General features: G+C 61.1%; 13 protein-coding genes. 9 read left to right on the top strand and 4 right to left on the bottom strand.

Annotated elements, in window-relative coordinates; all coding sequences use genetic code 11:
* Positions 1–41: 41 nt before the first annotated feature.
* The 7 genes from MRBLMC3_RS11095 to MRBLMC3_RS11125 all read left to right on the top strand — a co-directional run bounded on the left by MRBLMC3_RS11095 (position 42) and on the right by MRBLMC3_RS11125 (position 6,486).
* Positions 42–1,166, top strand: coding sequence for an acyl-CoA dehydrogenase family protein (locus tag MRBLMC3_RS11095; RefSeq protein WP_363828638.1), 1,125 nt, complete (start codon positions 42–44; stop codon positions 1,164–1,166).
* A 27-nt stretch (positions 1,167–1,193) separates the two neighbouring features.
* Positions 1,194–1,517 (top strand): 2Fe-2S iron-sulfur cluster-binding protein, encoded by a 324-nt coding sequence (locus tag MRBLMC3_RS11100; protein WP_363736070.1) that lies wholly within the window; start codon positions 1,194–1,196, stop codon positions 1,515–1,517.
* Positions 1,518–1,613: 96 nt separating this feature from the next.
* Entirely contained in the window at positions 1,614–2,399 is a 786-nt protein-coding gene (locus tag MRBLMC3_RS11105) for a 2-keto-4-pentenoate hydratase (protein ID WP_363828641.1), read from the top strand.
* Between the two features lie 3 nt (positions 2,400–2,402).
* A complete protein-coding gene (locus MRBLMC3_RS11110) occupies positions 2,403–3,344 on the top strand; it encodes an acetaldehyde dehydrogenase (acetylating) (protein ID WP_363828644.1) in 942 nt (313 codons plus the stop codon).
* Positions 3,341–4,369 (top strand): 4-hydroxy-2-oxovalerate aldolase, encoded by a 1,029-nt coding sequence (gene dmpG / locus MRBLMC3_RS11115; protein WP_133651210.1) that lies wholly within the window; start codon positions 3,341–3,343, stop codon positions 4,367–4,369. Before MRBLMC3_RS11110 ends, dmpG begins: the two co-directional genes overlap by 4 nt.
* Before the next feature lie 102 nt (positions 4,370–4,471).
* Positions 4,472–5,263: an alpha/beta fold hydrolase gene (locus tag MRBLMC3_RS11120; RefSeq protein WP_363828647.1), complete on the top strand. Its 792-nt coding sequence runs from the start codon at positions 4,472–4,474 to the stop codon at positions 5,261–5,263.
* 305 nt (positions 5,264–5,568) lie between these two features.
* Positions 5,569–6,486: a LysR family transcriptional regulator gene (locus tag MRBLMC3_RS11125; protein WP_166666249.1), complete on the top strand. Its 918-nt coding sequence runs from the start codon at positions 5,569–5,571 to the stop codon at positions 6,484–6,486.
* Positions 6,487–6,571: 85 nt separating this feature from the next.
* On the opposite strand, the gene MRBLMC3_RS11130 is transcribed toward MRBLMC3_RS11125, so the two are convergent.
* The 4 genes from MRBLMC3_RS11130 to MRBLMC3_RS11145 all read right to left on the bottom strand — a co-directional run bounded on the left by MRBLMC3_RS11130 (position 6,572) and on the right by MRBLMC3_RS11145 (position 10,157).
* A complete protein-coding gene (locus MRBLMC3_RS11130) occupies positions 6,572–7,429 on the bottom strand; it encodes a fumarylacetoacetate hydrolase family protein (protein WP_363828651.1) in 858 nt (285 codons plus the stop codon).
* Positions 7,430–7,507: 78 nt separating this feature from the next.
* Positions 7,508–7,924 carry a cupin domain-containing protein gene (locus tag MRBLMC3_RS11135; RefSeq protein WP_133651214.1) on the bottom strand — a complete coding sequence of 139 codons (417 nt, stop codon included), beginning with the start codon at positions 7,922–7,924 and terminating at the stop codon, positions 7,508–7,510.
* A 98-nt stretch (positions 7,925–8,022) separates the two neighbouring features.
* Complete coding sequence (locus MRBLMC3_RS11140) at positions 8,023–9,222, bottom strand: CaiB/BaiF CoA transferase family protein (protein WP_363828654.1); 1,200 nt, start codon at positions 9,220–9,222, stop codon at positions 8,023–8,025.
* A complete protein-coding gene (locus tag MRBLMC3_RS11145) occupies positions 9,219–10,157 on the bottom strand; it encodes an HpcH/HpaI aldolase/citrate lyase family protein (RefSeq protein ID WP_363828657.1) in 939 nt (312 codons plus the stop codon). Before MRBLMC3_RS11145 ends, MRBLMC3_RS11140 begins: the two co-directional genes overlap by 4 nt.
* A 534-nt stretch (positions 10,158–10,691) precedes the next feature.
* On the opposite strand from MRBLMC3_RS11145, the gene MRBLMC3_RS11150 reads away from it, so the two are divergent.
* Together MRBLMC3_RS11150 and MRBLMC3_RS11155 are read left to right on the top strand one after the other, a co-directional pair.
* Positions 10,692–11,498, top strand: coding sequence for an SDR family oxidoreductase (locus MRBLMC3_RS11150; RefSeq protein ID WP_363828660.1), 807 nt, complete (start codon positions 10,692–10,694; stop codon positions 11,496–11,498).
* A 133-nt stretch (positions 11,499–11,631) separates the two neighbouring features.
* Positions 11,632–13,722, top strand: a complete 2,091-nt coding sequence (locus tag MRBLMC3_RS11155) for an acetoacetate--CoA ligase (protein ID WP_363828663.1) — start codon at positions 11,632–11,634, stop codon at positions 13,720–13,722.
* Positions 13,723–14,075 lie beyond the last annotated feature (353 nt).

Genomic DNA, 14,075 nt, shown 5'->3' on the forward strand with positions numbered 1-14,075 from the left:
CAAACGCCAGGACATCGGCCCTCGACCGGGGAACTTATCCAATGAATTTCACCCTCAGCGAAGAGCATATCGCTCTCAGGGATAATGCGCGCGCCTTCCTCTCGAAGGAAGTCAGGCTCGACCCTTATCTCAAACCAGAGGCAAATGAGCAGCCTGTCGCGCGTGATGGCCTCTGGGATGAAATCCGGAAGCTTGGCTGGACCGGCATCGTCATCCCGGAAGCTTATGGCGGATTGGGCCTGACCTATATCGACCTTGTCATGATCGTCGGTGAAACGGGCCGCACCCTCGCGCCGTCGGCTCTTTTCGGAACACTGGCGGGCGCCTGGGCTGTCGAACGTTGCGGCAGCGAAGAGCAGAAGCAGACTCTGCTGCCGCAGGTGGCCGCAGGCGAGCTTTCACTCGCGCTGGCAGTCGCGGACCCGAATGGCGACGTAAACGGCCTGTCACATGGCGCCACCGCTTCGAAGGCGGGGGACGGCTGGACGATCAGCGGGGAAAAGTCGTTCGTCGTCGAGGCAGCCGATGCAGACAAGATCGTGGTCATGGCGGACATCGAAGGCACGCCCGGCTTCTTCATCGTGGATGCCAAGGCCCAGGGCCTGGCGATGGAACGCCTCGACTGGCGCGATATCACCCGCCATGTGAGCCGCATTTCATTCAAGGACGTGCCGGCCGAGCGGCTGCCTCAGGCCGATGGCGACAGCTGGTCGTGGATCCGCGACCGGCTCTACCTCATACTCGCTGCGGAAAGCGCCGCAGGTGCCGAACAGGTGCTTGACGACGCCGTGGCCTACGCAAAGGAGCGTATCGCCTTCGGCCGCCCCATCGGCACTTACCAGTCGATCAAGCATGACCTGGCCGAAGTCGCCGGCGGCAACGAATGCGCCACTGCCGGGGTGCAATATGCCGCATGGGCGTTAAGCGAGGGTACCGCCGACGCCAGCAAGGCCGCAGCCATTGCACAAAGCTATGCCAGCGAGCAGTATCGCGCTGCCACCGCCTGCAATATTCAAGTGTTCGGAGCCATCGGCTTCACCTGGGAAATGCGGAACCACCTCTACTACAAGCGGGCGCGCGCCAACGCCGAGTTGCTTGGCACGCCTCGCGAACAGCGTGAGCAGATCATGCGGATATTGGAAAGCGAGCATAAGCACGCGGCCTGAGAGGAAGCGGGCGCAAAGGAAGATAAAATGGTTCTGGTACGATTTGTCGATCCGGCGGGGCAGGAAACGGACGTCGCGATCGACGATGGCATCTCTGTCATGGAAGGGGCGGTAACGGCAGGAATTGCAGGGATTGACGCCGATTGCGGCGGTCAGCTCTCCTGCGCCACCTGCCACGTATATCTGGGCGAAGCTTGGGTCGGGCTCGTGCCAGCCCCATCCGAGGAGGAGGACGCGCTGCTCGATTTCGCGGCAGAACGTCAGCCCAATTCGCGCCTGAGTTGCCAGATCATCGTTCAGCCTGAGCTGGATGGTCTGGAAATCGGGATTCCCGTTCATCAGGGTGGCTGAAGGACCGACCCCGATGGCAGGCGCTGTCGCGTCCGGCGCGATCCGTACGGAAGTGGCGTTTCAGGCTCAAACCATCGATCAGTTGCGGGAGATGCTATGACTGCGACTACTCACGACGAACTCGCCAGCCGCCTGCGCGAGGCTTATCGATCCGGTGCTGTGCCACCGCTGCGCGACGGCCTGGACCCGCTCGATATGGCGGGTGCCTATGCCGTACAGACGATCAACACGCGCTACTGGGAATCGCAGGGACGCCGGATCGTGGGGCGCAAGGCAGGGTTGACGGCCAAGGCCGTTCAGATGCAGCTAGGCGTCGATCAGCCCGACTTTGGCGTGCTGTTCGATGATATGCGGATCGCCGACGGCGGCCGGCTCCACCCCGGCGCCTGCCTTCAGCCGAAGGCGGAAGCGGAGATCGCGTTCGTGCTGGGTACGGATCTGCCTTCCGCACAAACGACGGCTGAAGAGGCGGCGGCGGCAGTGGCGACGGTCCATGCCGCCATCGAGATCGTGGACAGCCGGATCGCCGACTGGAAAATCACCTTCGCCGACACCGTGGCGGACAACGGCTCCTCCGCCTTTTTCGTTTTGGCGGAAGAAGGGCACCCCTTGCCCGGCCTGGACCTGTGGTCTGCCGGGATGGTGATGGAGATCAATGGGACGATCGCATCCCTGGGCGCGGGCGCGGCGGCGCTTGGACATCCTTTGAATGCAGCGGCATGGCTTGCGCGGACGCTGGCGGAGCGCGGCGAGCCGCTGAAGGCTGGCGACGTGCTGTTGGCGGGCGCACTCGGACCCATGGTAGCCATCCATCCGGGCGATCAGGTGCGTGCCGTGGTGGGCGGCATCGGGACATGCAGTTTTAGATATGGAGAGGCTTGATTCATGGCCAGGGTGAAGGTTGCCATCATCGGATCGGGCAATATCGGTACCGATCTGATGATCAAGGTAATGCGCCTGTCGGATACGCTGGAGATGGGGGCGATGGTCGGCATCGATCCGGCGTCGGACGGGCTCGCGCGGGCGCACCGGCTGGGTGTTCCGACCACATATGAGGGTCTCGACGGGCTGCTCGCCATGTCCCAGTTCAAGGACATCCAGATCGTGTTCGACGCCACCAGCGCCGGTGCGCACCAGCGCCACAGCCAGGCGGTGCTGGCTGCGGGCAAGCGGATGATCGATCTGACACCGGCCGCCATTGGCCCATACACGATCCCGCCGGTGAACGGCGATGCCAATCTGGACGCGGCGAACGTCAACATGGTCACTTGTGGTGGCCAGGCGACGATTCCCATCGTGGCCGCGGTCAATCGAGTGGCCAAGGTGCATTATGGCGAGATCGTCGCTTCCATCAGTTCAAAAAGCGCGGGCCCCGGAACCCGTGCCAATATCGATGAATTCACCGAAACGACCAGCCAGGCCATCGTCGCCGTAGGCGGAGCTACCCGCGGCAAGGCGATCATCATTCTGAACCCGGCCGAACCGCCACTCATCATGCGTGATACCGTCTATTGCCTGTGCGATGAGGCGGACCAGGATGCGATCCGTCGCTCTATCGACGACATGGTAGCCGAAGTGCAAAGCTATGTTCCAGGTTATCGGTTGAAGCAGTCGGTGCAGTTCGAGCATATCGGTTCCAATCGTCCGCTGCACATTCCCGAAATGGCCTCTACGGGAACCTCGGACTTCACCGGGCTCAAGGTCTCGGTCTTCCTGGAGGTCGAAGGCGCCGCGCACTACCTGCCCGCCTATGCCGGCAATCTCGACATCATGACGTCCGCAGCTCTGAAGACCGCCGAGAAGATGGCCAAAAGGATGGCGCTATGACCTTTGATCCCCATCAGACCAAATTGTACATCCAGGATGTGACGCTGCGTGACGGGATGCATGCGATCCGCCATCAATATGGTCTTGATCATGTTCGCGCCATCGCCAAGGCACTGGATGCAGCAAAAGTCGACGCCATTGAGGTGGCGCATGGCGACGGGCTGCAAGGCTCTTCCTTCAACTATGGCTTCGGCGCCTTCACCGATTGGGACTGGATCGGCGCGGTAGCCGAGGTTCTGGAACATTCAGTGCTCACCACGCTGCTGCTGCCCGGTATCGGAACGGTGCATGACCTCAAACATGCCTATGAGATGGGCGTGCGCTCGGTCCGCATCGCCACGCACTGCACCGAAGCCGACGTTTCCAAGCAGCATATCGAGGCGGCCCGCGCTCTGGGTATGGACGTCTCCGGCTTCCTGATGATGAGCCACATGACCACGCCGGATGCGCTGGCGACGCAGGCCAAGCTCATGGAAACCTATGGCGCGCATTGCGTCTACGTCACCGACAGTGGCGGCGCGATGAACATGGACGAATATGCCGCTCGCCTGCAGGCCTATGATCGCGTCCTGAAGCCGGAGACCCAGCGCGGCGTCCACGCGCACCACAATCTCTCGCTGGGCGTCGCCAACTCGATCGTCGCCGTGCAGAATGGCGCAATACGCGTCGATGCGAGCCTCGCCGGCATGGGCGCTGGGGCCGGCAACGCGCCGCTGGAGGTTTTTATCGCCGCTGCCGATCGCTACGGATGGAATCATGGGTGCGACCTTTATGCGCTGATGGATGCAGCGGAAGATCTTGTCAGGCCGCTGCAGGACCGCCCTGTGCGGGTCGATCGCGAAACGCTGACCCTTGGCTATGCCGGCGTCTATTCCAGCTTCCTTCGTCATGCGGAAAAGGCCGCGCTCGACTATGGCCTCGATACCCGTTCCATCCTGGCCGAGGTCGGCCGCCGCAAGATGGTCGGCGGGCAGGAGGACATGATCGTCGACGTCGCGCTGGACATGTTGAAGTCCGGCAACTGACATGTCACGGCTGTTGGCATTTGCCGTTCGCACGCCGCCCGAACTGTACAGCCGTTTCATGCTCGGCGGCCCTTGGCCATCGAACGACTTGATGGAGACTGGATGCCTCACTTAGATCTCGGCGATATCTGCCTGCATTATGAAGAGCATGGCGTCGGCCGTCCCATATTGTGCCTGGCGGAACTGGGCGGCAGCACACGAACCTGGCGTCACGTTGTTGGCGCCCTGGCCCAGGACCATCGTCTCCTCCTCCTCGACATCCGCGGAACCGGACGTTCGGAAAAGCCGTGCCAGCCCTACAGCATGGCCGCCATAGCCAATGACGTGCAGCGCTTCCTCACCCGGCAGGGTATCGACAGCATCGACATCATGGGATGCGCGATGGGATCGATCGTGGCGCTTGAGGTCGCCCTTCAGGCGCCGGCGCTGGTGCGCTCACTGTTGCTCTGCTCGGTATCGCCCGACATCCCTGAAAAGACCCGCCTCTATGCCGGACAGCGCGCCAGCGACATTCGCGCGGGTGGCATGCGTGTTGCCTCCCGCACGAGCGCCGAACTGTCATTTCCCGAAGGAATAGCGCTGCCGTTCGCGTTTGCCCGATCGGAATATGAAGGCGACTTCCTGGCAAATGACCCCGATGCCTATGCAGCGCTGACCGAAGCGCTGCTCGATTGGCAGGGCGGTCCGCGCCTGGCCAGCATCGCATGCCCCTGCCTGTGTCTGGCGGGGGATCAGGATTTCATGTGGGATCCCGCCGTGGTCGAGGCCACGACACGCGCGCTTCCGAACGCATCGTTCGACGTCGTCGAAGCAGCCGGCCATTTCCCTCCCCTCTCCTCCCCGGATGGTTTCGTGGCAAAGGCGCGGGCCTTTCTCGATTCGCGACCCGACTGAGCGAAACTATTTGGGAGCGACGGCGGATGGTCCCGTCCGCGGGACATGACAGTGCCCCAAAATATTTAACAGGGCAGGGAGGCAATCGCCTGTTGTGCTGAACTCTCGCCGGATCGGCAGGAACGGCACGCATCATCCTGATCCGATGCAATTTGTCTTGCTGGAGCGACGCGTACGCAGCGCTCCGCCACCATTGCGACTTTCTCAAGAAATCCTTGAAGATACAACTTGAAAGCGCTTATCTATCAGATCAATGCATAAATGCGGACGATGAAACCGCTCGGCCGCCAGCCGCGAGACCCCATATGCATATCAACCTCAACTTTCTTCAGACCTTCATCAGCGTGGCCGAACATGAGAGCTTTCGGCGTGCGGCGGAAGAGATGGGGCGGACACAATCCGCGATCAGCATGCAGATCCGTCAACTGGAGGACCAGATCGGTGCCCGACTGTTCAATCGAAGCACACGGCGCGTCGAGTTGACAATGGAGGGCGAGCGTTTGTTGCGCTTTGCGCGTCGTTCGCTCGCCGACCTCAACTTCGGGCTCCGCTCGTTGAAAGAAGAACTCAAGATGCGGAAGGGATTCGTCTCTTTTGGCTGCATCCCGACGCTATCCTCCTCATTGCTCCCGCACCTTATCTACAGCTTCGAGCAGGAGTTCCCTGGCATCACCATGAGCGTCCGCGAAAGCTCGATGCAGGACCTGCTCGAAAAACTGCGCAGCAAGGAGATCGAAATGGGGATCGGCCTGAATGTCGAAGGCGCAGTCGACTTCGTCTTCGAACCATTCCTGCAGGAAGAGATCATGGCGTTCATCCCCCCGCCCTTCCAGAACCGTTCGGCGACCAGCATCACGCTGGCCGAACTTGCAGAACTTCCGGCCATTGTGCTCGACAGTGCCACGGCGCTGCGCGGAGTATTGGATGCGGAATTGGCAGCGCGCGGTCTCAAGCTGCGGACACGCTACGAGGTCAGCCAGGTGCAGACGCAATATGCGATGGCCGTCGAAGGTATTGGGGTAGCCATCATGCCAGCCTGTGCCATTCCACGCGGGAACCGAGAAAATCTCCAGATCCTCCCCATCGTGGACCCGCGGCTGAGCCGCACGATCTGCATCATTACTCCCCGCGGCACTGTTTTGCGCGAAGCGGCGCGCGCTTTCGCGGACTTCACGAAAAGCATGTTGAGCGCACAGTCGGCCCGCCCCGCCCCACCAGCCTGAGCGCGCGCCTGCCAAATGCCTCAAGCTTCGGAAAGACCTCGCACTTCCCCATTTGTGGCTTCGTCTGATCCAGTCCGCCGCACAATCAGGCAGCCGAAACTGCGACCCGCATAGTCCCTACCTGGTCGATATGCACGTCGATGATGTCTCCGGGTGCCACCGGCCCCACGCCCGCCGGCGTGCCGGTGAAGATCACGTCCCCCGGCAACAGCGTGTAATAGCTGGAGGCAAACTCGATGAGCTTGGGGACGTCGTAGATAAGATAGCTGGTATTCGAAGCCTGCCGCGTCTCGCCATTGATCTTGAGCCAGAAGTCCAGCTTGCCCGGCTCAGCGATCTCATCGGCGGTGACAAACCACGGCCCCAGGACTGCATAGCTGTCCACAGAGGCACGGAATGTCTTCTGCTGGACGCCCCGCACTGTCATGTCGAGGCCCACGCAATATCCCGCGACGTAAGACATCGCTTCTTCAGCCGGAATGTTGGTTCCGGTCTTGCCGATGATGACGACCAGCTCCGCCTCATGGTCAGTGCGGCGATCCGGGAAGCGTAACTTCACGCCGTCTCCGGCACCGACCAGCGAACTGTTCGCTTTGAAGAACAGACCCCAATCACCGATGGGCTTGATGACGTTGCCCTGCGACAGGTTGGGATCGGCGCGCGACTCGGCGAGATGATCATTATAGTTGACCGGCGCGCCGATGATCTTGGACGGATTGGCGACAGGGCTCAGCAGCTTGATCTCCTTGAGCCCGCGGCGCGGCGCGGAGGGCGCAAGTTCGGTCACGCGGGCAAGAACAGCATCAAGATTGCTGTAGAGCAGATCAGCCATCGGCAGCGGGTAACGGCATTCCGGAAGGATTTGCAGCGCCTCGGTCACATCCAAAACGCTGTCGCCCTGCACAAGGCCGAGCCGGTTGTCGTCAAAACGGCAGATCCTCAACGCCTAATCTCCTCCTGAAAAAGTCTGATACAACACCGGCCTGCGTAGCGGTCCTTCCTGGACATGGCCGTCATCGCCTCATGCATCGATCGTGTCGTATTCCTTGGGAATGGTGATCTCAAGGTTGCGGGCATCGGGCGAGTAATCAAGCACGGTGTGCGCTATGCCCGACGGCATCAGGCAACAGTCGCCCGGCTCCATCAAAACCTCGCCATGGCCCTCGAACTCCAGTTTCATCCAGCCTTCGAGCATGTAGAACATCTGCACCTGGGTGATGTGCCGGTGACGTTTGCGTACCTCGTCCGTGCATGGAGGAACGAGCTTGATCACATGAGCATGCAACATGCCGTTGGTCGCCTCTGCAAATCCCAGATCGCGATATTTCGCAAAAGGTCGCAACCCGTCAGACTTGAAATCCTCCTCGCCATGCAGCTTCGCAACCACAAGCTTCGACACCACGAGGTTTGAAGTCGCGTTTGATGCCTCATTGTCCAAGATGCATCCTCCTTTATCATTGCCTTCCGACGCCATGCCGGCTGTACGCTATCGTCAGACTTCGCGATCGCGAAGTGTCGTCCTCGCCCATGCCCTCGTCACACCACGCGTTCTCGCATCAGTTGATCGATACGGTCCCGATTCAAACCCAGCAACTCACCCAGCACAGCCTCCGTCGATTGGCCGAGCGCAGGACCGGCATGGCTGAAACGGGGGGGCGTCGCGGACAATCGGGGCAATGGTGCGGGGATAACGAGTTCGCCGACCCGCGGATCCTGAATCCTGAGCAGATTCTCGCGAGCGGCATATTGCGGATCGGCGAATATGTCAGCGATGTCGAGCAGCTTGCTCGCCGGCGCCTGTGCCGCCTCGCAGCGCGCCAGAATTTCGGTGGTCGGCAGGCTCTTCACCCAGTCGGCCACGATCGCGTTGACCTCTACGCGATGGCGATCCCGTTGGACGAGCGTGGCATAGCGCGGATCCTGCGCGAGCTCGGGCCGGTCCATCGCCCTGGTCAGCCGCTCCCACATCCGATCGTTCGAGCAGGCCAGCGCGACCCACGCGCCATCGGCCGTTTCATAGTGGCTGTGGGGCACGATATTGACCGTATCGGGCCCCATCCGTTCGCGCTTGTAGCCGGACGATGCGAAAGCGGGCGCCAATTCATCCAGGACGCGGAAGATGCTCTCATAGAGGCCGATGTCGACGACCTGACCGCGTCCGGTCTGCTCCGCCACGCGCAGGGCAACCATCACGCCGAAGGCCCCGAACAGTCCGGTCATGTAATCCGCCAGCGAGGTGGAGCCGGGAACCACCGGCGGGCGGCCAGGCTCTCCTGAAAGATACGCCAGGCCGCTGAACGCGTGTGCGATACGCGCGAAGCCGGGCTTGTCACGCATCGGCCCGGTCTGGCCATAGGCGCTCACACGCAACATCACCAGCTTCGGATTGATGGCCGCCAGATCCTCGTAGCCGAGGCCCCATTTCTCCATCGTTCCCGGCCGAAAATTCTCCAGCACCACATCGGATTTCTCGACGAGTTGGCGGAAGATGTCCGCCCCTTCCTTCTTCCGCAGGTCAAGCGTCATGGACTGGCGGTTTCGCGCCTCGCTCAGCCAGACGAGCGTGTCACCGCAGGAGGTGGCTGTCCCGAAGCGACGAAGGGAATCGCCCTCCCCCGGCTGCTCGATCTTGATCACCTCGGCACCGAAGTCTGCCATCAGCGTGCCGCAGAACGGCGCCGCGATGAAGGTCGCAACGTCCAGCACGCGAATGTCACTGAGCGGTCCGGCGCTCAAGCGACGGCCCCCTGGAACAGGGTCGCTCGGGCAAGGATCTTTTCGGCCAGCTTGACATGCGCGCGATCGATAAGAACGCCTTCGATGCCGATAGCTCCCTGGCCATCCGATGCCGCCGCCGCCATGCGATCGGCGATGCGCCGCGCCCAGGCGATCTGGGCCGGCGTCGGAGAGAAAATCTCATTCGCTATCGCCACCTGCGAGGGGTGGATCGCCCATTTGCCCTCGAACCCCAGTGCCCGCGCGCGGATCGCGCTGGCGCGATAGGCATCGGGATCGCCATAATTGGCGAAGGGTCCATCGATGGGACGCAGACCGTGGGCGCGACAGGCATTGGCAATCCGCGCCAACGCGAAGTGCCACTGGTCGTTTTCCGCGCCACCAACCGCATATTCCGGGTTGGGCGCTCCGAACACCGTGTCGAAATTCTCAAGTTCTATCGAATAATCTCCCACGCCGAAAATGATGCCTTCCAGCCGCGGCGACGATGCGGCGATCGCTTCCACTTCCGCCAGTCCGCGCGTCGTTTCTATCAGGATTTCGATCCCTACTCGCCTCTCCCGCGGCGTTTCGAGTTCCAGGCAGCCGAGCAGCCGGTCGACGAAGCGAACATCTTCGCTCGTCTGCACCTTGGGCAGCAGGATCATGTCCAGCCGCGGACAGCGCGCAACGGCCATAATGTCCGCGATCGCCCAAGGCGTATCCAGGCCATTGACCCGCACGGAAACGATCTTGGTGCCCCAATCGACATCGTTCAGCGCCTTGACCGCGTTAGCGCGCCCTTCCTCCCGCCGGTTCGGCGCGACGGCATCCTCCAGATCGAGGAAGATGGAGTCAGCGGGTCCCTGTGCTGCCTTTTGAAAAAAATGGGGTGATGTCGCCGGAACCGCCAGTTCGGAACGCTGGACTCGCTGAATTCTCGCAATATCTGCCATTATTGTTCCTGGCCCCACCTAAGCCGGTGCGCGTGCAAGCGCCGCGGCTTGGCAGCGCTCCCTTCCATCAAACCGATTGTTCGCTCTGGCTAGACGAAAAGCCAAAGTCTGTCTCATTCATCCTTCTGATGAACTCATCATAAAAATTCATGCAGCGTGACGACACGAGTGTAACAGCAAGAATCGGGCCGACACCGCCATGTTGACAGTTCGCAGTGATCGAGAGTAGTCAGCTGGTTACGCAGCTTTGGCGGTGATGGTCCCGCAATTTATGCAAGAGCATGCTGCTTCAACATTGAAAGTCTTCGTGCCGCACATTTAAGGGCTTGGATACACAGTTTTCTACCAAGTCTCTGGTTGACTGCCGAATATGTCGAGCTATTCAAAGGAAGCTGATATCCTGTGACAGCTCCGGTCGCTTGAACCTTTTCAAGGGCAATTCCCGGCCGAATGTGGCTGGGCTCGAATCCGGCAGGGCACTAGTTTTCATTTATGGAGAACGGTGAGTGGAGAGTGTTTGGCAAGGCGACCGCCATGAGTGATATGGACTTCCGCGGCCGAATGGCCTTCATATCCGGGGCAGCAAGTGGCATCGGCCGGGCTACCGCCATGGAATTCGGGCGACGGGGGCTGAAGGTCGCCGTCGCCGATATCGATCTTGTCGGAGCAGAAAGGGTGGCTGCCCAGATCGAAGGCGCATCTGCGGTGCTGCTCGACGTCCGCGATGCGGAAAGCTGGAATATCGCGCTGGATGAGGCGGAAGATCGTCACGGACCCCTGGCCGTTCTGTTCAGCAATGCCGGTGTTGCGGGCAGCACCGATCCCGTAAGCCAAACGTCGCAGGCCGCCTGGGAATGGTCGCGCTCAGTTAATCTTGACGGCAACTTCCATGGCCTGACGCAAGGCCTGCATAGAATCCTCGCGTCGGGCCGTAATGGCCATGTGGTGGCGACCGCGTCGCTGGCGACGCTCAATGTCAAGGCACGGACGGGCGTTTATACCGCGATGAAGGCCGGCGTGGTCGCATTGTGCGAGGCCCTTCGCGACGAACTGAGCGGCAGCGGCATAGGAGTTTCGGTTCTGATGCCCGGGCCGGTCAGGACATCCCTGCTGGAGGCGAACGCCGCTCGGGCGCCTGCTCAGCTTTCAACAGGCGACCGGATGGAGACTATGGAGGAAGTCCTGCGCAACGGCATCGATCCCGCTGAGGTCGCAACCCTGGTGGCCGATGCGATCGGAACGGAACGCTTCTGGCTGTTTCCCAATCGGGATCTTGAGGATCGAATTGACACGCGCGCCGCGGATATGAAGAAGGCGTTTCATACGCTGGCGTCCAATTGACCACCCGCGCGCGACGTTGAAGCCGACCGAAGAGGCGGCAGGCTGCACAAGCCAGCCTGATGTGGCGGCGGACCAGTTGGTGAGTGATCGATCGAAGGGGGATGAACGAACCCCCTCGCATGGGAGAGTATGCGTGGTCACGACAGATACTGATAGCGAACTCGGGTCGGTTGCCGCAGAGGCTGCGTTGGCCGGCGCTGGTCGCGGGCGGGTCATCTGGACGCCGACGGCGGCCGATCGCCAGCAGTCGACGCTCACCATGTTCATGACCTGGCTCAAGCAGAGCCGCAACCTCTCGTTCGAGGGATATGAGGAGCTCTGGCGCTGGTCAACTACAGACCAGGCCGAATTCTGGGAGGCAATCTGGCACTATTTCGCTGTTGAAGCTGATGTCCCCTACAACAGCGTGATGGAAGGCGCGGGCTTTCAGAATACGCAATGGTTTACAGGGGCAAGGCTTAATTTCGCGCGCATGGTGATGCGGCACGAAAAGCGTCTAGCTGACCATGTGGCGATCTCAGCCTTTCATGAAGATGGCAGTTACGCGCGCTGGACATGGTCAGAGCTGGGCACAGCGGTCCGACGAGTCGCGACGGGCTTCCGCGCGATGGGGATCGGGCCCGGTGACTGCGTCGCCGCCTATCTGCCCAACGTAGTGGAAGCCGCGATCGGTTTCATCGCCGCAGCGGCGGTCGGTGCGGTCTGGTCGTCGTGCAGCCCCGAATTCGGCGCCGGCGCCGCAACGGACCGCTTCGCGCAGATCGAGCCCAAGCTGCTCATCGCGACCTCCCGCTATGATTATGCCGGCAGGCTGCACGATCGCAGCGAGAGCGTGCGTGACCTCGTCAAGGGTCTGCCAACGCTGGAGCATCTGGTCCTTTTGCAGGATGATGCCCAGAATCTGATCGATCACGGACCTCTGCTGCGGAGTTGGTCATCTCTTGCTGCGACGCCGGAGCCGACATATGACGACTTCACCTTTGAGCCGGTACCCAGCGACCACCCCTTGTGGGTTGTCTATACATCCGGCACGTCCGGTGCGCCAAAGGCGATCGTTCACACGCATGTCGGTGCACTTCTCGGCGCGATGAAGGACCTCACCTTCCATCTCGAGGCAAGGGAAGGCTCCGTCCTGCTATTCTATGCCACGCCGAGCTGGATCGTCTGGAACACGGTGCTCGCCAGCCTTGCCCTTGGAACGCATGTGGTGCTTTACGACGGTAGTCCGTTCCATCCGGATCTAGGCAGCCTCTGGTCCATCGCCGAACGCGCCGGCGCGACCATAATGGGCGTGAGCCCAGGCTTTGCCGGACGAATGAAGGATCGGGCATATAATCCCGCCGCGCAGCATGACCTTCAAAGGCTCGAAGCGCTCATTCTCTCGGGTGCAGTAGCCGAAGCCCCGCTCTATGAATGGCTTGCGGATGTCTTGCCCCCGCATTGCCGGATCCTCTCGCAGGCCGGCTCGACCGAAGTTTGCGGCGGCTACGCCGGCGGCGTGCGCCTGCTGCCAATCCATGCCGGTGAATCAACGGCAAGGATGCTGGGCATGGACGTGGACTCCGTGGATCCGGAGGGCAGATCGCTTCGCGGCAGCGCTGGCGAGCTTGTGATCAGCACCCCCTTCCCCAACGCTCCTCGATGCCTCTGGAAAGATCCGGGCGGCATCCGGCTCGCCGCCAGTTACCTGTCGCATTTTGGCGGCCGCTGGCAACAGGGCGACATGATAATCATCCACTCCGACGGAGGATGCAAAATCCTTGGTCGATCCGATGCCACGATAAACCGGCATGGGGTTCGTATGGGGACCAGCGAATTCTACCGCGCTTTGGAAGATGATCCGGCCATCACGGATGCGATTGCCGTCTTCCCGCAGGCGGGGCGATATCGCGACCGACTGATGCTGTTCGTGACCCTGACGGATGGACGGGTGCTGGACGACGATTTGCTCGCCGCTATCGCGGCACGGATCAGTGCACGGCTGAGCCCGCGGCACGTGCCCGATGATATTTTTGATGCGCCTGCCATTCCTTATACGTCGAACGGCAAGCGCATGGAGGTGCCTCTCAGGCATTTGCTGGAGGGGCAGATTCATGCGCAACATTTCGGAGCCGCACTGCAGCACGATCGTGCAACGGCAGACTGGTTTACGGCATTTGCTGGCGAACCCGCCCCTGCCAGCGAATGTCACAGGCAGGCCGCTTTTTCTCCGCCGCGGCGTTGACAGCTCACCGGTGCTCCGTCCTGCTCGCGCAAGGATCATTGGCCGGGCCGCATAACATCGCTGTTGGCTCATTTTCGGGCCATTCGAGACTCGTCAAACATTCTTAGACTCACAATCCGGACAATTTTAGAACAATTGCACTATCAAATGCTATAGAGAGAGTGATAGGCAATGCCGATAAAGCCAATAGCTTCTCACTATCCTTCAGCGCGAACACTTTGACCCACGGCTCGCCGGTATACCCGCGCCGGTCCCTGCCAAACAGCGGCTACTCGATCCGGAGACGATTCAAATCGAATAAAATATCATCGCGCCGGTACACGCCATGTCGACACACGCTGAGCAAACGCCAG

Origin of the sequence: Sphingobium sp. LMC3-1-1.1, assembly GCF_040676285.1 — a bacterium.
Classification (GTDB): Bacteria; Pseudomonadota; Alphaproteobacteria; order Sphingomonadales; family Sphingomonadaceae; genus Sphingobium.